We start from the raw sequence: 17,800 nt of genomic DNA, 5'->3' as shown, positions 1-17,800 counted from the left end.
CGATGTCCGGCCGGGGCGCGAACGTCGTCCGAAAAGTCGCGACCGTCGAAGCGATAGCGCGCGCCCGCGATGGTGCGCGTGCAAGGTCCGGAGCCAACGATGAAAAAGAGCGTGCGATAGGCTGACGCACGAAATCCAACATTGCAAATGTAGCAGCTATTGAGCGGTTAGCCGTCGGGCGGCTTTCGGAGAACGAGGCGCCTTATTCGGACGCGCAATCACACAGGATCTTTCGCCACCCTGGCCTTGTCCCTTGCCACACTGCGCTCAGAAAATTCGGCAAAGAGAAGCTTGGCGCGTTCCGAATCCTTCTCACGGAGCGCAGCCTTGGCGACGTCAAGAAGCTGGTGGTCACTCAATTCCGTGTTGCTCATCCCGACCTCCGGACAGCGCTGTAAACAGCTTGGCCCCGGCCATTGCCGAGGGCCTTTTGCTCACCCTACGCCGATAATCAGCCGACCGCCTCATCAAAGCGCCGCCCGGCCTCGTCCCAATTCACCACGTCCCACCACGCCTTGAGATACCCCGGCCGGTCGTTGCGATACGTCAGGTAATACGCGTGTTCCCACACGTCGTTGCCCAGGATCGGCGTGCCTTTGTCCTTGGCGTCGTCCATCAGCGGATTGTCTTGGTTCGGCGTCGAGGTGACCTTCAGCGCGCCCGATGAATCGGCGATCACCCACGCCCAGCCCGACCCGAACTGGCCGGCGCCCTTGGTGTTGAAATCGTCCTTCAGCTTGTCCAGCCCGCCATAGGCCTCGACCGCGTCCTTGAGTTTGCCCGAGGGCGACCCGCCACCCGGAGTCATGATCTTCCAGAAGAAATCGTGGTTCCAATATCCGCCGCCATTATTGCGCACGAGCGGCGGCAGCGACGAGATCATGCCGAGGATTTCCTCGATCGACTTGCCCTCCAGCTTGGGATCGGCCGCGACGCCCTCGTTCAGCTTCGCGGTATAGGCGGCGTGGTGCTTGTCGTGGTGGAACTTCATCGTCTCTTCGTTGATGGTCGGTTCCAGCGCGTCATAGGCATAAGGCAGCGGGGGGAGTTCGAAAGCCATCGGGCTTCTCCTTCAAAGAGACGGGTTCAGGGTTCGCAGTGCAAACGCCGACGCCCTGCAAATGGGTCCGTCATAGTCGTTGCGCAAGCGATTCCATCGCCTCGGCCAAAAAGAAAGGGCGCCGCCCGCCTCCCCGCGAACGACGCCTTCTTCCCCCTTCGACGCTGCGCTTAACTGACGCCCAGAGAACAAGCCTCCAGCCCGACCAACGCGTCCGACAGCGAATCGAGCTTCAGGCTTTCGACGACCTTGTCGCCGTCCATGATGCCCATCAGCTTGTTCTTGCCCATGTCGGCGAGGAAGGTCTTGCCGCTGACGGCAAACTTGTAGCCGGAGCCGAGGTCGGGATATTTCACCCCCTTCAGCTTGATCGTCCCCCACCCCTTGTCGATCGCATCGCCGTTCAGAAAATAGAGCTGAAACTGATAGTCGCCGCCATCGATCACGCCCTTCAGCGCACCGTCGATCACCGCGACGCGCGCGGTGTCTTCCTTGGGGAAATAGGCGATGCGCAGCGTGGTATCGCCGGCGTAGGAGCGCAGCAGCGCGCAATTGTCGTCGTTCTTGTAGAGGTCCCAGCCCCCGTCATATTTCTTCACCGGGCCGTCCGCGGGCATCGCGCCCATCGCCAAACCCATCAACGCGACCAAACCGATCATCATCGCCGTCACCCCACCCCGATCAAAACGGCCCTTTCAATGCGATGGGCGGACGGTCGGCGTATAGGATATTTCGGTCACCCGCCGGGCAGCAGATCGTGGCGGCGCAGCGCATGGCGGAGCTGGTCGTAGCTCAGGCCCAGCGCATCGGCGGTGTGGCGCTGGTTGAAGCGGTTGGCGGCGAGCGCCTTGGCCAGCACGTCGCGTTCGAAGCGCGCCACGCGCGACTTGAAATCGGCGGGCTCGGCGTCGCCCGGGCCGACCGATGGCGTCGGCGTGATGGGCGCCGGCGCGGGCGCTTGCGGCGCATCGCTCGCCCCTGGGCGATGCGGCGACTGGAACGGGTCGAATTCGATCAGCGCGATCGGCCCCGGTTGCTCCCAACGATACACCGCGCGTTCGACGACGTTGCGCAACTCGCGGACGTTGCCCGGCCATTGGTAATCGATCAGCGCGTCGATCGCCTCGGGCGCGAACCCTTCCCAATCGCGCGCCATCTCCGCCGCCATCCGCCGCCCGAAATGGTCGGCGAGCACCCCGACGTCGCCGGGCCGCGCGCGAAGAGGGGGCAAGGTGACCACCTCGAAGCTCAACCGGTCGAGCAGGTCGGCGCGAAACTGATTGCGCTCGACCTTGTCGGGCAGATTCTCGTTGGTCGCGGCGACGATGCGGACATCGACCCGCACCGGGTGCGACGAGCCGATCCGCGTCACCTCGCCATATTCGACCGCGCGTAGAAGCCGCTCCTGCGCCGCCATCGACAGCGTGCCGAGTTCGTCGAGGAACAGCGTCCCGCCGTCGGCTTCCTCGAACCGCCCCGGCCGCGCGCGCGTCGCGCCGGTGAACGCCCCAGCCTCGTGCCCGAACAGTTCGGCCTCGATCAGCGTCTCGGGCAGCGCCGCGCAATTCATGATGATCAGCGGGTGGTCCCAGCGCGGGCTCAGGCGGTGGAGGCGTTCGGCGACCAGTTCCTTGCCGGTACCGCGCTCGCCGATCACCAATACGGGACGGTCGAGCGCGGCGGCGCGGCTCGCGCGCTCGAGCGCATCGAGGAACGGACCCGACTGACCGATAACCTGGGACGTGCGCTCCATTACCATTCCCAACACTTGGTGTATTTTCCCAACCGTTGGCAAGCGAAAAGCCGCTGGCCAATCCGAAATTGGGCCAGGAACGGCGGATTTCCGCCGTTTTCCGCAATTGGCACGCTAGCTGCAATCACCTTGGCAACGCCGCCCGACGGCGCAACGAAATTCTAGGGAGTAAGACAATGGACAAGTTTTCGAATGGTCTGGGCCGCACGGTCGTGGTGGTCGTCAGCACCTTGGTGTGCGGGTCGTCGCTGATGATGGCGGCGCTCGGCCCCGGCCTGGCCCAAGCGCAGACTGCCGCTCAAACCCATCAGGTTGCCGCCGCCCCCCGGGCGTGATGGCCACTGCCGGGGCGGGTTTCCCCCTTGCTGCCCGCCCCGGCATCCCCACCGAGTAAAGCGTAGATTTCCGAGGAGTAACACCAACATGGGCATTTTTTCGCGAACCCGCGACATCATCGCCGCCAACTTCACCGACTTGCTCGACAAGGCTGAAGACCCGGCGAAGATGATCCGCATGATCATCCTGGAGATGGAAGAAACGCTGGTCGAGGTTCGCGCCTCCGCCGCGCGCACCATCGCCGACCAGAAGGAGATGCGGCGCCATATCGGCAAGCTCACCCAGCTCGAGGAAAGCTGGACCGAGAAGGCCGAACTGGCGCTGTCGAAGGATCGCGAGGACCTGGCCAAAGCGGCCCTGGTCGAGCGGCAGAAGGCGACCAACATGGCCGCCGAACTGACCGGCCAGATCACCGTGCTCGACGATGCGTTGCGCGCATCCGAAGAGGATATCGCCAAGCTGCAGAAGAAGCTGAACGAGGCGCGCAACCGCCAGTCGTCGATCTCAACCCGGCTCGAAACCGCGCACAACCGCTTCCGCATCCGCGAAGTCTATTCGGCCGGCCGCACGCAGGACGCCTTCTCGCGCTTCGACGTGATGGAGCGTCAGGTCGACCTGGCCGAGGGCCGCGCCGAAGCCGCCGGATTGGGCAGCATGCCCAAGACGCTGGAGGAGGAAATGGCCGAGTTGAAGGCATCCGAAAAGGTCGATGCCGAACTCGAAGCGCTCAAGGCGCGTATCAAGAAGGGATCGTAAGCCATGGACGAGTTTCTGTTGCCCGTCCTGATCGTCGGGATGCTGTTCATCGGCCTCCCTTGGCTGATCTTCCACTACGTCACGAAATGGAAGCAAGCGCCGAAGATCACGAACGAGGACGAAAAGCTGCTCGACGAGCTCTACTCGCTCGCGCGCCGCCTCGAAGATCGCGTTTCCACGGTCGAACGCATCGTTGCCGCCGACCACCCGGACTGGAAGTCGAGCATGCCGCTCGCCGCCGACCCGGCCGAATTCCCTACCACCCGGAGGAACTGAAATGTCCGCCAGCCGCACCAAATTCTACCTCGACAAGCAGAACAAGAAGTTCCTTGGGGTCTGCGCGGGGATCGCCGAGTACACCGGTATCGATGTGACGATGGTTCGCGTCGGCACCGTGGTCCTGGCGCTGATCACCTCGGGTTGGGTCATCCCCGCCTACTTCATCACCGCCTGGGTCGCCCCCCACAAGCCGTTCGGCCTGTACGAGGACGCCGAGGACGCGAAGTTCTGGCAGGGCGTGCGCACCAATCCGTCGCGCTCGACCGCCGAGGTCCGCTCCAAGTTCCGCGATCTCGATCGCCGGCTCGCCGATATCGAGACGCTCTATACCAGCCGCAACAGCCGGCTGGCCGACGAAATCGACAGCCTGCGCTGAGCGGCTGAACGGGAGGTTCACGATGAGCATGTCAGAACTTGGGATTCTTATTCCGATCGCCGCGGTGACCATTGGGCCGGTCGCCTGGGTCGCGAATACCTGGGTCCGCGCCAGGCACGGTTACCCGCTCGAAGAGCCGGAGGGCAGCGATGAAGTCGGCGCCAAGCGCCAGGTCGAATTGCTGACCAATGAGAACGAACGCCAGGCCGGCCAGATTACGCGGCTCGAAGCGCGGCTCGCGGTACTCGAACGGATCGCCACCGATCCCGCCGAGCGCACCGCCCGCGAAATCGACGCGCTGCGCTGACCGACTGGATTAGGGAGAAAATAAATGCACGACGGTCAACTTTTCGTCCTGGCGATCATCGCGATGGGCATCTTCGGTGGGATCATCAAGATGTCGATCCGCGCCAAGCACGGATTGCCGCTGGAGGACCGCTCCACGCGCCGCAATAACCGCCGCAACGGCTTCGTCGCCAGCGACATGGAAGCGGAGCGCAAGGTCGAACTGCTTTCGAGTGAAAACGAGAAGCTGGTCGGCCAGATCGGACGGCTCGAGGAGCGCCTGCGCGTGCTCGAACGGATCGCCACCGATCCCGCCGAGCGCGTCAGCCGCGAAATCGACGAACTGCGCAGCCGCGACTGAAAGGGAATTTGATGATCAACGTTCTACTCATTCCGGTTCTCGGCATCTCGTGCGGCCTGCTGGCGATTATCGGCGGCGTCTTCGTGAAGCCCTGGTTCGCCTATCGCCAGCGCCAGCTCGAGCTCCAGGCCGACAAGGTCGCCGAAAAGGCCGCGCAATATGCGGCCCAGACCGAACGGCTGGAACAACGGATGCGCGTTCTCGAACGCATCGTCACCGACCGCGGCATCGATGTCGCCGAAGAAATCGAAAAGCTGCGCGACGACCCCGCGCCGCTCAATTGAAGGACGTAACAATGGGACTGATTATCTTCATCGCCGTCATCGCGATCCCCACGGGCATCGCGGTCTGGCTGACCGAGCGGGTCGATCGTCCGCGCCGCCGCGCGATGCGCGAAGCGCAGATCCAGCCGGCCGAATAACAAACCGAAGCTGAGGGAGCCTCCCCATGAACCCCTTCGAAATGGTCATCGGCATCGTTCTGATCGTCACCGTGGGCGGCATTCTGCGCGCCAGGTACGGCGTCGGCCGCGACAAGCACGGCAACGATTACAGCCTGCGCGACGATGCGACGGCGACCGAGAACAAGCAGCTGCGCGAGGACATTCGTGGCCTCAAGGAACGCATCGCGGTGCTCGAACGCGTAATCACCGACACCAACACCAGCAGCACCCTCGACCGCGAGATCGAGCAGCTGCGCAACACCGACCGCTGACCGGTCGCCTATTAGCATGGAGACGTCTGTCATGACCGACCCCAACCTTTACTTCACCATGGCGGGCGCGAGCCTGGCCGGACTGGGCATGGTTTGCCTCGCGGGCCTCGCCGGCTGGCGCGGCTGGCTGAGCCTCAAGGAACGCGAGCTGACCACGTTCGCCGACCACGGCCACACCGACGGCCCGACGCTGCCCAACGCCAGCGCGCGGATTGAGATCGCGGATTTGAAGGAACGCATCCGCAAGCTCGAGGCGATCGCGTCGGGGGTGGATCTGTAGCATCCACCCGTCATGCTGAACTCGTTTCAGCATCCATGCGCGCGCTCAGCCTGTAGCCGTCCGCTTGGGATTGATCGGATCGCATGGATGCTGAAACAAGTTCAGCACGACGCCGGGTTACCAACCGGCGACGCCACGCTATAGCGTCGAGCATGCCCAGCCTCGCCGATCTGCAAGACGAATTCGAGTTCCTCGACGCCGACGATCGCTATCGCCTGTTGATCGACCTGGGCCGCGGGCTCGAGGACATGCCCGAGCCGCTTAAGACCGACACCACCCTTGTCCGCGGCTGCTCAGCGTCGGTGTGGGTCTATCCCACGGTGCGGGCCGACGGCACGCTCCACTTCCTCGCCGACAGCAACGCCGCGATTACAAAGGGCATTATCGCGCTGGTGCTGGCGACGGTGCAGGACCGATCGCCGACGGACATCCTGGCAACCGACGTGGACGCTGCCCTCGCGCCGTTCGATCTGAAGAACCAGCTCAGCTCGAACCGCACGCAGGGCATCCCCAACATGATCGCGCTGATCCGCGCGACGGCGCAGCGGTACGCCTAGCGCCAATCGAACGTGAGCGGCGCTTCGCGGAAAGCGAAGCGGTCTAAGTGACGGGCGACGGCGCCTTTCAGACCTTCGAGTTGGGCTTCGACGCTGGCGTCGATCCGCACGTCGAGCGCGGATGGGCCAGCATCGAACGTCACCAGTCCCTCGCCCGGCCAGTCGGCACCGCGCGCATCCTTCGGGAATATGACCGTGCCGTGATCGGTGGCGAACTCAACGGTCAGATTGTGCTGCCAATGCTTGCACAGCTGTTGGAGATATTTGCTGGCGCTCGCGGTCGGCACCCTGGCGGTCGCGGAAATGGTCATGGGAGTCTTTCGATGAGGCGCCGGCGGCCGGGTCGTCGAGACCGAGCCGCCGGCGGAGAATGGCGAGACGGCTGGTGCCGCCCACGGTTACAGCCGCTCGATCTTCTGCGCGACCTCGTCGATCAGCGCGACGACATCGTGCAGCGTGTTCTCGTCGAAATCGCCCGCGCTGAGCCGGTTGATCAGCACTTCGCGCAGATTGCCCATCGCGCGGCGCACCGACTTCACGTCGGTCTTCTGCCGCTCCGCGCCCAGCGCGGCCAGGCGGGCGAACAGCGTGTCGACCAGCTCCTTGTTGGCGTCGAGCTCGGCGGTGCCGGCGTCGGTGATCGCGAACGCCTTCTTGGCGCCCTCGCTCTGCTGCTGCGCGATCAGCCCCATGTCGTCGAGCAACGTGATGGTCGGATAGACCACGCCGGGACTCGGAGCGTAAGCGCCGCCGGTCAGTTCCTCGATCTGGCGGATCAGGTCATAGCCGTGGCGTGGTTCGTTGGCGATCAACTTGAGCAGCACGAGCCGAAGCTCGCCGCCGTCGAACATTCGCCGCGAACGGCCTTCGCCGCGCGGCCCGCGTTCACCGCGGCCGCCCCAATGGCGGGCGTGTTGGCCCCAGCCGCGATGCATGCCCTGACGCATCCCGGGATGGCAGCCACGGCCGCGGTTTTCAAAATACATAAACATTCGTGGAAGTCCTTTTCTATATCACGATGGAGCTAAGATATATCTTTATTCGAGGGTGTCAAGATATATCTTAGGATAAATTCGGCCGGGTGGGATTCGCGCGCGAGAGCGCCTATCTTGCTGCCATGGCCGACCTCTTCGCCGGTTTCGAACCCGAAGCCGCTCCCGACACGATCCACGAGAACGCCCCGCTCGCCGACAAATTGCGGCCGCAGCGGCTGGAGGACGTCGTCGGGCAGGAACATCTCACCGGCCCCGACGGCGCGATCGGGCGGATGGTCGCGGCGGGCAAATTGTCGTCGATGATCCTGTGGGGGCCGCCCGGCACCGGCAAGACGACGATCGCGCGGCTGTTGGCCGATGCGGTTGGGTTGCGCTTCGTCGCGATCAGCGCGGTATTCTCCGGCGTCGCCGACCTCAAGAAGGCGTTCGCCGAAGCGCGCGAGCATGCCAGGATCGGCAAGCGCACCTTGCTGTTCGTGGACGAGATCCACCGCTTCAACCGCGCGCAGCAGGACGGCTTCCTGCCCTATGTCGAGGACGGCACGGTGACGCTGATCGGCGCGACCACCGAAAACCCGAGCTTCGAGCTCAACGCCGCGGTGCTCAGCCGCGCGCAAGTGCTCATCCTTCACCGGCTCGATCATATCGCTTTGTGCAAATTGCTCGACCGCGGCGAGGAAATGGAAGGCCGCCCCCTCCCCCTCACCCCCGAAGCGCGCGACGCGATGGTGGCGAGCGCCGACGGCGACGGCCGCTTCCTGCTCAACCAGGCCGAGACTCTGTTCTCGGTCGACCTGCCAGAACCGCTCGACCCGGCCGGGCTGTCGTCGTTCCTGCAGCGCCGCGTCGCGGTGTACGACAAGGACCGCGAGGGGCATTACAATCTGATCTCCGCGCTGCACAAAGCGGTGCGCGGCAGCGATCCGCAGGCCTCGCTCTACTATCTCGCGCGGATGCTGACCGCCGGCGAGGAGCCGCTGTACCTGCTGCGCCGGCTGGTACGGATGGCGGTCGAGGATATCGGGCTCGCCGACCCGAACGCGCTGGTGCAATGCATCGCCGCCAAGGACACCTACGATTTCCTCGGCTCGCCCGAAGGCGAACTCGCGCTGGTGCAGGCGTGCCTCTACCTCGCAACCGCGCCCAAATCGAACGCGTCGTACAAAGCGATGGGCGCGGCCTGGAAATCGGCGAAAGACACCGGGTCGCTGATGCCGCCGCCAAACATCCTCAACGCACCGACCAAGCTGATGAAGGATATCGGTTACGGCAAAGGGTACCACTACGACCCCGATACCGAGCATGGCTTTTCGGGCGACAATTACTGGCCCGAAGAGATGATGCCGCAGACTTTCTACACACCCACCGATCGCGGGTTCGAAAAGCGCATCCAGGAGCGGCTCGATTACTGGCGGACCCTGAAGGAGGGGAAATGATCGCGAGTTGGGATGATGCCGTCGCCTATGCGCTGTCGCTGCCCGATGCCGAGTTGGGCAAAAGCTACGGCAAGCCCGCGGTCAAGGTCGCGTCGAACGGCCGCGCGTTCCTGTACACCGGCCACGAGGACCAGACCTCGTTCGGCATCGCGATCGACCTCGACACGGTCGAGATGCTCAAGGAAACCGACCCCGACACTTTCTGGCAGACGCCGCATTATGAAGGCTGGCCGGCGGTACTGATCCGCTACGACAGCGCCGATCCCGACCGCGTCAAAGCCATGATCGAACGCTCGCGCGACTGGACCGCGGCGAAGAAGCCGGTGAAGCCGCGCAAGAAGTGACGCACTTCACCCGCTTCGCCGCGATCGACTGGTCGGGCGCGAAGGGCAGCCGGCATAAGGGTATCGCGCTGGCGGTGTGCGACACGGGCAATGACGCACCCGTGCTGGTCGATCCGCCCGGTGGCGCTTGGTCGCGCGCCGCGATCCTCGACTGGCTGCTCGCGAACCGCGCGGAACCGATGCTGGTCGGGTTCGACATGAGCTTTTGCGCGCCGTTCATTGAGCGCGGCGCGTATCTGCCGGGCGAGAGCACACAGACCGATGCGAAAGCATTCTGGGCGTATGTCGATGCCAACAGCCCCGACGAAGACCTTGGCGCGGCATCCTTCATCGACAGCCGGCGCGGGACGCATTTCTATCTCGGCGCGGACGACGGTGCGAAGGCCCAATTCCTCCATTTCCGCCGCGTCGAGGCGCTGCACAACGACGCCGGCTTCGGCAAGGCGACCACGGTCTACGACGCGATCGGCGCAGCACAGGTCGCCAAGGCGAGCTTCGCCGGGATGCGCCTGCTGCATCGGTTGGATGGCCAAGTCGCGATCTGGCCGTTCGACCCGCCGCCGGCGAAGGGCATGGCGATCGTCGAAATCTATACCACGATCGCAGCGCGCGCGGCGGGTCTGCGCAAGGGATTGAGCAAATTGCGGACAGCGGCGGCATTGGACCAAGCGCTCGCCACACTGGGATCGCAATCTCACGCGCCACTGAGCCGCTACGACGACCATTCGACCGACGCGATTCTCGCCTCGGCATGGCTGCGCGCCAATGCCGATCGGCGCGAACTATGGTCCCCGGCGGGCCTCAGCCCGGAAATCGCCCGCACCGAAGGCTGGACCTTCGGCGTCTCCTGACGCATTGGGGCGACGGATGCCGGCTTAGCTCAGTTGGTAGAGCGCCAGTTTTGTAAACTGGATGTCGCGGGTTCGATTCCTGCAGCCGGCACCAGCTTTCGCAGCGATTTAGCCATGCTAAATCGTGACAAGCGAAAGCGCGGCCGGCCTCGCACCGCGAGGACCGACGACGCGGCTTTTGCCGCGGCGCTACCGATCCTGCCAATAGTCGAACGCGATCTGCTGTTGCGCGTGGACCAACTCCATCGCGCGCGGCCCCGTCCACGGCCCATCGTACCCCAGCACGAGCGCCCGCGCGCCGCCCCACCAGCCTTGCCCCGGCAATCGATCCGATTCGCGCACCACCAGCACCGCGAGCTCGGGCTCGCCTACCGCAATTGCTGCCTCATCGATCGCGTCGAGCGTTCTACACACCGCGCGCATCCTGGGCCGGGTGAACCGATGGCCGAGGTCGGAGAGCAATTCCGAATAGCTCACCGCCCGCCCCTCGCGCGCGGCCGCGATCAGCAGCCTGCGCACACGCTCAACATCGGCGATCGACGAGTCGGTCATTGCCCGCTCTCCCTTACTCGGCTTAGGTGCAACCCGCACGAGGCGGAAGGCGTTCGCTACCTCAATGATCAAGGTCGCCAGCTACAATATCCGCAAGGGCGTCGGCACCGATCGAATTCGCAGCCCCGACCGGATCCTGCACGTCCTCCATGAAATCGACGCCGACGTGATCGCGCTGCAGGAAGCCGATCGACGCTTCGGCGGGCGCGCCGCGATCCTGAGCCCGCACCATCTGGCCGATCACAGCCCATGGAAAGCCGTGCCGTTCGGTGCGCGTGCGGCGTCGAGCGGGTGGCACGGTAATGTGCTTCTGGTGCGCAAGGACGCGACGATCGTCGATTGCGAATCGATCCACCTGCCGACGCTCGAGCCGCGCGGCGCGGTGATGGCCGATCTTCGGATCAACGGCGCGATGGTGCGGATCGTGGGGATGCACCTCGACCTGTCGGGGCTGATGCGGCGGCGTCAGGCCGATGCGATCCTCGCGCATCTCGACGCCAGCACCGATCGCTTGCCGACGGTGATGATGGGCGACCTCAACGAATGGACACGGCATTCGGGCTGCCTCAAGAATTTCGCCGAGCGTTTCACCATCGCCGCGACCGGCCCGAGTTTCCACGCGCGCCGTCCGGTTGGCCGGCTCGACCGCATCATGGCCTCGCCCGAGCTCAGGATCGCCGATTGCGGGGTGCACCACACGCCCGCGTCGCGCACCGCGTCCGATCATCTGCCGATCTGGGCCAAGGTCGAGCCGGCGTGAGCCGCGAGAAGGAATTGCGCATGGCGCTGGTCTGCTACGGCGGGATCAGCCTGGCGGTCTACATGCACGGCATCACCAAGGAAATCTGGCGGCTCGCCCGCGCCAGCCGCGCGTTCCACGCCGACGGGACACCCACGCTGTCTTCGACCGAGCGCGTCTATCACCAGCTGTTCGAGGAGATCGAGAAAGAAGCCGATCTGCGGCTACGCGTGCTGCCCGACATCGTCGCGGGGGCCAGCGCGGGCGGGATCAACGGCGTGTTTCTGGCGCAGGCGATCGCGACGGGGCAGAGCCTCGAGCCGCTGACGCAATTATGGCTCGACACCGCCGATATCGAGGCGCTCATCGACCCGAAGCAGGCCGCGCGTCACCGCTGGACCAAGATCTGGGCATTGCCGATCGCATGGATGGCGCAACGCCGCGGCGCGGCGCGGATCGACGAGCTGGTCGAGGCCGGCGCGCGGCGTGAGGTCAGCGCTAAGCTGTCGCAATTCGTCCGCTCGCGCTGGTTCGAGCCGCCGTTCGGTGGCGAGCGTTTTTCCAACCTGATCCTCGACGCGCTGGAGGCGATGGCGGCGGGCGGCGGCGACGGGCGCTTGCTGCCCGACGGCCAGCCGCTCGATCTGTTCGTTACCGTGACGGATTTTCGCGGTCATCCGGAGCGGCTCGAACTGCATTCGCCCGCCGAAGTGATGGAAACCGAGCACCGGCTGGTCATCCCGTTCACCGACCACGGCACCGGCGCGTTCGCCGATCCCGCCGAGTTGACCTTTGCCGCACGCGCCACCTCGAGCTTTCCCGGCGCGTTCCCGCCGTTCTGCGTCGCTGAGCTCGATGGTGTGCTCGAGGAGCGCAGTCTGGGCTGGCCGACCCGCGAAGCATTCCTCGAGCGCGCGCTGCCGCGCCAATATGCCGCCAATGCCATCAACACCGCGGTGCTGATCGACGGATCGGTGCTGGTCAACGCACCGTTCCGCCCGGCGATGGATGCCCTGCGCGAGCGCCCGGCGCGGCGCGAGATCGACAGGCGTTTCATCTATATCGATCCCGCCCCCGGCCCGAGCTTTCAGTTCGGCGCGACCGCCGCGGCGATGCCGGGGTTCTTCCAGACGATCATCGGGGCGATTTCCGAAATTCCCCGCCAGCAACCGATCCGCGACAATCTGGAAGCGATCCAGGACCGCAGCGAGCGGATCGACCGGATGCGTGCGATTACGCGGTCGATCCGGCCCGAAGTCGAGGCGCAGATCGAATCGCTGTTCGGCTATACCCTGTTTCTCGACTCCCCCACGCCCGCGCGGCTCGCGGCGTGGCGCGCCAAGGCGCAGAACGCGGCGGCAGCGAAGTCCGGGTTCGGCTATGCCGCCTATGGCCATTTGAAGGTCGCAGGCGTCGTCGACCTGATTGCCAGCCTGCTCCACTCGGTCGGGGGCGAACTGGCGCCGGAGCGGTATCACCGCATTCGCTATGCGGTCGAGGAAGCGGTGCGCGCGATGGACGGCGGGCTGACCTTCGCAGGCAAGGCGAGCCCGTCGGCAATCCTGTTCCTGCGCTCGTTCGATCTCGGTTTCCGCATCCGCCGCCTGCGCATGGTCGCCCGCCGCCTCGCTGGGCTCGAAGTGGAACTGACCGAGGCGCAACTCGCCACCGCGCGCGAGGCGATCTACGACGCGCTGGCCGGCTATCTCGAAGCCAAACGCACCGACGCGCACGCCAAATTGCGCCGCGACGTGCGGGCGATGCGCGCCGATGCGCAGCCGGTGCTCGATCTGCTCGCGGCGTCGCTCGATTTGCGCGGGCTCGACGATGCGACCGACGCGAAGATGGCGGCGGCGTTCGAGGGCATGGCGAAAGAGGTCAAGCGGCCGCTCCTGCTCGCCTATCTCGGCTTCCCGTTTTTCGATGTCGCGACGCTGCCGCTGTTACAGGGCGAGGGGCTCGACGAATTCGACCCGATCAAGGTCGACCGCATCGCGCCCGAGGACGCCGGATCCATCCGCCAGGGCGGCGCCGAGGCGACGTTGAAGGGCATTCAGTTCAACGCGTTCGGCGCCTTCTTCAGCCGCGCGTACCGAGAGAACGACTATCTGTGGGGCCGGCTCCACGGCGCCGAGCGCATGATCGACATCGTCATCTCCGCGCTCCCGCCGCGCGCACGGATGAAACCGGGTCGGGTCGCGGCGATCAAGCGTCAGGCATTCCACGCGATCCTCGATGAGGAAGAGGAGCGGTTGAGCGCTGTACCGGGCCTCATTGACGCGTTGCGCAAGGAAGCGGGCTGAGGCTGGTCAAACACCAACCGTCCGGCTAGCCTCCCAACCATGCAATTTCTCAAGATCCTGCTGTGGTGCCTGCTCGCATTCGTCGCAGCGATCTTCACCTTCGGCAACTGGACCTGGGTGACGATCCATCTTTGGGGCGGGCTGGACGCCGAGGTGAACCTGCCCTTCATGCTCCTGCTCACCTTCCTCGCCGGGCTGCTACCGACCTGGCTCTATTTCCGCACCGCGCGTTGGCGGCTCGAACAAAGGTTGAGTACGGCGGAACGCGTGATCGCCGACCTTAAGCCGACGCCCGTCGCGATGGGCGCGGACCCGGTGCCGGTACCTGTGACCACCACCAATCCGACGCCGCCGGTGCCGCCGCCGTTGACGCTAACGCCATGACCAGCCGCATCTACGTCGCGCTCGACACGCCCGATATCGAGAAGGCCAAGGCAATCGCAACGCGCGTCCGCCACCATGTCGGCGGGATCAAGCTGGGCCTCGAATTCTTCATGGCGAACGGCCGCCACGGCGTGATGGAAATGCACGAGCTGGGTCTGCCGATTTTCCTCGACCTCAAGCTCCACGACATCCCCAACACCGTCGGCAAGGCGATCCAGTCGCTGCGCGGGCTCGATCCGGCAGTGCTGACCGTCCACGGCGCGGGCGGCCGCGCGATGCTGGAGGATGCCAAGGCGGCGGCGCCGATCGATACCAAGGTCGTCGCGGTGACGATGCTGACCAGCCTCGACGAGAACGATTTGCGCACGACGGGCATCGAGGGGTCGGCACACGATCAGGTGCTGCGGCTGACCGATCTGGCGATGGACGCGGGGCTCGACGGAATCGTCTGCTCGGGCGACGAGGTGGCGGCGGCGCACCGGCATTGGCCCAAGGGTTTCTTCGTGGTTCCCGGCGTGCGACCCGCAAACGGCACCATCGGCGACCAGAAACGCGTTGTCACGCCGCGCGCGGCGCTCGACGCAGGGGCGTCGATTCTGGTGGTTGGGCGGCCGATCACCGGGGCAGAAGATCCCGATCTGGCCGCACGGGAAATCGGCGCGACATTGTAAGGCCAGATCGCTTCGGCCATAGCGCCGCGATGCCCGTCAGCGCCAAGATCTGCGGTCTCTCGACCCCCGAAACGCTCGACGGCGCGATCGCTGGTGGGGCGAGCCACGTCGGGTTCGTGTTCTTCCCCCCCTCGCCGCGCAACCTGTCATTCGACGCGGCAGCGGGGCTGGCAGCGCGGACGCCAGAACACGTCCAGCGTGTTGGTGTGTTCGTCGATCCCGATGACGCGTTGATCGAGCGTGCAGTCGCAGCGGGACGGCTCGATGCGCTTCAACTCCACCGGACGACGGCAGCGCGGCGCGCTGCGATTGGGGCACGGACCGGGAAGCAAATCTGGGCGGTAATCGAGGTCAAGCGTGCCACCGATCTCGCGTTCGGCGGCCATATCCAGGCGGCCGACAAGATCCTCTATGACGCCAAGACGCCAGAGGCGGCGTTGCCCGGCGGGATGGGCATGCGGTTCGACTGGAACTTGCTCGACGGGTTTCGCCACCCCCTGCCATGGGTGCTGTCGGGCGGACTGACCGCTGACAACGTCGCTGAAGCTGCGACACGCACCGGCGCGACGCTGGTCGATGTTTCCTCCGGGGTCGAATCCTCACCCGGCGTCAAGGATGTGGACAAGATCGCGACGTTCCTTCAGGCGGTGGCGCGATTATGAGCACCCCCAACACCTTCCGCGCGCAGCCTGACGATCGCGGGCATTTCGGCCAGTTCGGCGGGCGCTATGTCGCCGAAACGCTGATGCCGCTGATCCTCGAGCTCGAGCGCGAATATCGCCGCGCCAAGGCCGATCCCGCGTTCCAGGCGCAGTTCGACGATTTGCTCGAACATTATGTCGGCCGCCCCAGCCCGCTTTACTTCGCCGAGCGGCTGACCGCGTCGATTCGCGCCGGGTGCGAACCCGGCAAGGGCGCGCAAGTGTGGTTCAAGCGCGACGAGCTCAACCATACCGGCGCACACAAGATCAACAATTGCGTCGGCCAGATCCTGCTGGCGATGCGGATGGGCAAGACCCGGATCATCGCCGAGACCGGCGCCGGCCAGCACGGCGTTGCGACCGCGACCGTCTGCGCACGGTTCGGCTTGCCTTGCGTGATCTACATGGGCGCCAAGGACGTCGAGCGGCAGGCACCCAACGTGTTCCGCATGAAGCTGCTCGGCGCGGAGGTGATTCCGGTGACGTCGGGGGCGAACACGCTGAAGGACGCGATGAACGAAGCCCTGAGAGATTGGGTCGCGAACGTCCACGACACCTTCTACATCATCGGCACCGCGGCCGGGCCGCATCCCTATCCCGAGTTGGTCCGCGATTTCCAGAGCGTGATCGGCACCGAGGCGCGGGCGCAGATGCTGTCGCGCATCGACCGCTTGCCCGACCTATTGGTCGCGGCGATCGGCGGCGGGTCGAACGCGATCGGGCTGTTCCACCCGTTCCTCGACGACGCGGACGTGAAGATGCTCGGCGTCGAGGCGGCTGGCGAAGGGCTCGACAAGAAGCACGCCGCTAGTCTGGCGGGCGGTTTCCCAGGCATCCTGCACGGCAACAAGACCTATCTGTTGCAGGACGAAGACGGCCAGATCGCCGAGGCGCATTCGATTTCGGCGGGACTCGACTATCCTGGGATCGGCCCCGAGCATTCGTGGCTCAAGGAGATCGGGCGCGTCGAATACACCTCGGCGACCGATGTGGAGGCGCTCGACGCGTTCCAGTTGCTGTGCCGCACCGAAGGCATCATCCCCGCGCTCGAACCTTCACACGCCATCGCAGCAGTCGTGAAGAAGGCGCGGGAAATGGACGAAAACCAGATCATCCTCGCCAATCTGTGCGGACGCGGCGACAAGGACATCTTCACCGTGGCGGATGCGCTGGGGGTCAAGATATGACGAAGCCAAGTCTTTTGGACGACCTACGTGCGCTACGAACGGACTGGCAAGATCCGAAACTTAGGCGGCCCATTATCACCGGGTTCGTATCTGGTTTTATCAAGAGCTTCCTGATTTACGCCATTATTTGTTTCGGAATTGGCTATGCCGTTTCGAGGGCGCTCGGATGACCCGCCTGTCCGCCGCGTTCGCCAGCGGCCGTCCCGCGCTCGTCGCTTTCGTCACTGCCGGCGACGGGCCAACTTCGGCGATCCTTGACGCGATCGTCGTGGGCGGTGCGGATGTGATCGAGCTCGGCATGCCGTTCACCGACCCGATGGCCGACGGGCCGGCGATCCAGGCGGGCAATCTGCGCAGCCTCGGCGCGGGGACGACCACCGCCGACATTCTGACTATCGCTAAGGGTTTCCGCGCGCGGCACGCTGATGTCCCGCTGGTCCTGATGGGTTACGCTAACCCGATGACCCGCCGCGGCGCGGATTGGTTCGCAACGGCCGCGCGCGATGCCGGGGTCGACGGCGTGATCTGCGTCGATATTCCGCCCGAGGAGGACGATTCGCTCGGCCCCGCGCTTCGGGCCGCCGGTATCGACCTGATCCGCCTCGCGACCCCGACCACCGACGCCGCGCGCTTGCCTCAAGTGCTCGATGGCGCAAGCGGATTCCTCTACTACGTCTCGGTCGCCGGGATCACCGGCAAGCAACAGGCGGCTCAAGCGTCGATCGAGGACGCCGTGGCCCGGCTCAAGGCCGCGACCGACTTGCCCGTCGCGGTCGGGTTCGGCGTTCGCACCCCCGACCAGGCCGCGGCGATCGCGCGCATCGCGGACGGCGTCGTGGTCGGCTCCGCAATCGTCGAGCTGGTCGGCCAGCACGGCGAG

Annotated in this window: 28 protein-coding genes and 1 tRNA gene; 22 read left to right on the top strand and 7 right to left on the bottom strand. The window is 65.3% G+C overall.

Annotation, left to right across the window (positions count from 1 at the left end; genetic code table 11):
• Positions 1-218: 218 nt before the first annotated feature.
• The 4 genes from JWM94_RS05420 to pspF all read right to left on the bottom strand — a co-directional run bounded on the left by JWM94_RS05420 (position 219) and on the right by pspF (position 2,813).
• Positions 219-374 carry a hypothetical protein gene (locus JWM94_RS05420; protein WP_299422975.1) on the bottom strand — a complete coding sequence of 52 codons (156 nt, stop codon included), beginning with the start codon at positions 372-374 and terminating at the stop codon, positions 219-221.
• Between the two features lie 77 nt (positions 375-451).
• Entirely contained in the window at positions 452-1,060 is a 609-nt protein-coding gene (locus tag JWM94_RS05415; RefSeq protein ID WP_299422970.1) for a superoxide dismutase, read from the bottom strand.
• Between the two features lie 170 nt (positions 1,061-1,230).
• Positions 1,231-1,722 (bottom strand): hypothetical protein, encoded by a 492-nt coding sequence (locus JWM94_RS05410; RefSeq protein ID WP_299422967.1) that lies wholly within the window; start codon positions 1,720-1,722, stop codon positions 1,231-1,233.
• A gap of 74 nt (positions 1,723-1,796) precedes the next feature.
• Positions 1,797-2,813, bottom strand: a complete 1,017-nt coding sequence (gene pspF / locus JWM94_RS05405) for a phage shock protein operon transcriptional activator (protein ID WP_299422963.1) — start codon at positions 2,811-2,813, stop codon at positions 1,797-1,799.
• 176 nt (positions 2,814-2,989) lie between these two features.
• On the opposite strand from pspF, the gene JWM94_RS05400 reads away from it, so the two are divergent.
• From JWM94_RS05400 to JWM94_RS05350, 11 genes are all read left to right on the top strand, one after another.
• Positions 2,990-3,148 carry a hypothetical protein gene (locus tag JWM94_RS05400; protein WP_299422960.1) on the top strand — a complete coding sequence of 53 codons (159 nt, stop codon included), beginning with the start codon at positions 2,990-2,992 and terminating at the stop codon, positions 3,146-3,148.
• 88 nt (positions 3,149-3,236) lie between these two features.
• Complete coding sequence (pspA, locus tag JWM94_RS05395) at positions 3,237-3,905, top strand: phage shock protein PspA (RefSeq protein WP_299422955.1); 669 nt, start codon at positions 3,237-3,239, stop codon at positions 3,903-3,905.
• A 3-nt stretch (positions 3,906-3,908) separates the two neighbouring features.
• Entirely contained in the window at positions 3,909-4,181 is a 273-nt protein-coding gene (pspB, locus tag JWM94_RS05390) for an envelope stress response membrane protein PspB (RefSeq protein WP_299422950.1), read from the top strand.
• Position 4,182: 1 nt separating this feature from the next.
• Positions 4,183-4,560 (top strand): envelope stress response membrane protein PspC, encoded by a 378-nt coding sequence (gene pspC / locus JWM94_RS05385; protein WP_299422945.1) that lies wholly within the window; start codon positions 4,183-4,185, stop codon positions 4,558-4,560.
• 22 nt (positions 4,561-4,582) lie between these two features.
• Positions 4,583-4,867 (top strand): hypothetical protein, encoded by a 285-nt coding sequence (locus JWM94_RS05380; protein ID WP_299422940.1) that lies wholly within the window; start codon positions 4,583-4,585, stop codon positions 4,865-4,867.
• A 24-nt stretch (positions 4,868-4,891) separates the two neighbouring features.
• Complete coding sequence (locus JWM94_RS05375; RefSeq protein WP_299422935.1) at positions 4,892-5,206, top strand: hypothetical protein; 315 nt, start codon at positions 4,892-4,894, stop codon at positions 5,204-5,206.
• Positions 5,207-5,217: 11 nt separating this feature from the next.
• Positions 5,218-5,490, top strand: a complete 273-nt coding sequence (locus tag JWM94_RS05370) for a hypothetical protein (protein ID WP_299422930.1) — start codon at positions 5,218-5,220, stop codon at positions 5,488-5,490.
• 11 nt (positions 5,491-5,501) lie between these two features.
• Complete coding sequence (locus tag JWM94_RS05365; RefSeq protein WP_299422926.1) at positions 5,502-5,627, top strand: hypothetical protein; 126 nt, start codon at positions 5,502-5,504, stop codon at positions 5,625-5,627.
• Between the two features lie 26 nt (positions 5,628-5,653).
• Positions 5,654-5,920, top strand: coding sequence for a hypothetical protein (locus tag JWM94_RS05360; protein ID WP_299422921.1), 267 nt, complete (start codon positions 5,654-5,656; stop codon positions 5,918-5,920).
• Between the two features lie 31 nt (positions 5,921-5,951).
• The gene (locus JWM94_RS05355; protein WP_299422917.1) at positions 5,952-6,200 is read left to right on the top strand and encodes a hypothetical protein; all 249 of its coding nucleotides are present in this window, start codon (positions 5,952-5,954) and stop codon (positions 6,198-6,200) included.
• Between the two features lie 152 nt (positions 6,201-6,352).
• Entirely contained in the window at positions 6,353-6,757 is a 405-nt protein-coding gene (locus tag JWM94_RS05350; protein ID WP_299422913.1) for a SufE family protein, read from the top strand.
• Here the strand turns inward: JWM94_RS05350 and JWM94_RS05345 are convergent.
• Both JWM94_RS05345 and JWM94_RS05340 read right to left on the bottom strand, forming a co-directional pair.
• Positions 6,754-7,068 carry a DUF2218 domain-containing protein gene (locus JWM94_RS05345; RefSeq protein WP_299422909.1) on the bottom strand — a complete coding sequence of 105 codons (315 nt, stop codon included), beginning with the start codon at positions 7,066-7,068 and terminating at the stop codon, positions 6,754-6,756. The genes JWM94_RS05350 and JWM94_RS05345 overlap by 4 nt on opposite strands.
• An 87-nt stretch (positions 7,069-7,155) precedes the next feature.
• Positions 7,156-7,749, bottom strand: a complete 594-nt coding sequence (locus tag JWM94_RS05340; protein WP_299422905.1) for a PadR family transcriptional regulator — start codon at positions 7,747-7,749, stop codon at positions 7,156-7,158.
• A gap of 125 nt (positions 7,750-7,874) precedes the next feature.
• Between JWM94_RS05340 and JWM94_RS05335 the strand changes: the two genes are divergently transcribed.
• The 4 genes from JWM94_RS05335 (at position 7,875) to JWM94_RS05320 (ending at position 10,477) form a co-directional block, all read left to right on the top strand.
• Complete coding sequence (locus JWM94_RS05335) at positions 7,875-9,188, top strand: replication-associated recombination protein A (protein ID WP_299422900.1); 1,314 nt, start codon at positions 7,875-7,877, stop codon at positions 9,186-9,188.
• On the top strand, positions 9,185-9,532 hold the full coding sequence (locus JWM94_RS05330) for an MmcQ/YjbR family DNA-binding protein (RefSeq protein ID WP_299422897.1): 348 nt from the start codon (positions 9,185-9,187) through the stop codon (positions 9,530-9,532). Before JWM94_RS05335 ends, JWM94_RS05330 begins: the two co-directional genes overlap by 4 nt.
• Positions 9,529-10,383, top strand: a complete 855-nt coding sequence (locus tag JWM94_RS05325; protein WP_299422892.1) for a hypothetical protein — start codon at positions 9,529-9,531, stop codon at positions 10,381-10,383. Before JWM94_RS05330 ends, JWM94_RS05325 begins: the two co-directional genes overlap by 4 nt.
• An 18-nt stretch (positions 10,384-10,401) precedes the next feature.
• Positions 10,402-10,477, top strand: a tRNA-Thr gene (locus JWM94_RS05320).
• A 95-nt stretch (positions 10,478-10,572) separates the two neighbouring features.
• On the opposite strand, the gene JWM94_RS05315 is transcribed toward JWM94_RS05320, so the two are convergent.
• Entirely contained in the window at positions 10,573-10,935 is a 363-nt protein-coding gene (locus tag JWM94_RS05315; RefSeq protein WP_299422888.1) for a ribose-phosphate pyrophosphokinase, read from the bottom strand.
• A gap of 64 nt (positions 10,936-10,999) precedes the next feature.
• Here JWM94_RS05315 and JWM94_RS05310 point away from each other — a divergent pair, with 64 nt between their 5' ends.
• From JWM94_RS05310 to trpA, 7 genes are all read left to right on the top strand, one after another.
• Entirely contained in the window at positions 11,000-11,695 is a 696-nt protein-coding gene (locus JWM94_RS05310) for an endonuclease/exonuclease/phosphatase family protein (RefSeq protein WP_299422883.1), read from the top strand.
• Between the two features lie 20 nt (positions 11,696-11,715).
• Positions 11,716-13,977, top strand: coding sequence for a patatin-like protein (locus JWM94_RS05305; RefSeq protein WP_299423185.1), 2,262 nt, complete (start codon positions 11,716-11,718; stop codon positions 13,975-13,977).
• Positions 13,978-14,016: 39 nt separating this feature from the next.
• Positions 14,017-14,361 carry a hypothetical protein gene (locus JWM94_RS05300; RefSeq protein WP_299422878.1) on the top strand — a complete coding sequence of 115 codons (345 nt, stop codon included), beginning with the start codon at positions 14,017-14,019 and terminating at the stop codon, positions 14,359-14,361.
• Positions 14,358-15,032: an orotidine-5'-phosphate decarboxylase gene (pyrF, locus tag JWM94_RS05295; RefSeq protein ID WP_299422874.1), complete on the top strand. Its 675-nt coding sequence runs from the start codon at positions 14,358-14,360 to the stop codon at positions 15,030-15,032. The genes JWM94_RS05300 and pyrF overlap by 4 nt, the downstream gene beginning before the upstream one ends.
• A gap of 29 nt (positions 15,033-15,061) precedes the next feature.
• Complete coding sequence (locus JWM94_RS05290) at positions 15,062-15,694, top strand: phosphoribosylanthranilate isomerase (RefSeq protein ID WP_299422869.1); 633 nt, start codon at positions 15,062-15,064, stop codon at positions 15,692-15,694.
• Positions 15,691-16,920: a tryptophan synthase subunit beta gene (trpB, locus tag JWM94_RS05285; protein WP_299422865.1), complete on the top strand. Its 1,230-nt coding sequence runs from the start codon at positions 15,691-15,693 to the stop codon at positions 16,918-16,920. Before JWM94_RS05290 ends, trpB begins: the two co-directional genes overlap by 4 nt.
• Before the next feature lie 166 nt (positions 16,921-17,086).
• Positions 17,087-17,800: tryptophan synthase subunit alpha (gene trpA / locus JWM94_RS05280; RefSeq protein WP_299422860.1), on the top strand; the 714-nt coding region annotated here is incomplete at its 3' end.

Source organism: Sphingomonas bacterium (genome assembly GCF_028289855.1).
GTDB lineage: Bacteria > Pseudomonadota > Alphaproteobacteria > Sphingomonadales > Sphingomonadaceae > Sphingomonas.
The sequence above is the reverse complement of the archived record's forward strand: the minus strand, read 5'-3'. Positions and strand labels throughout refer to the sequence as shown.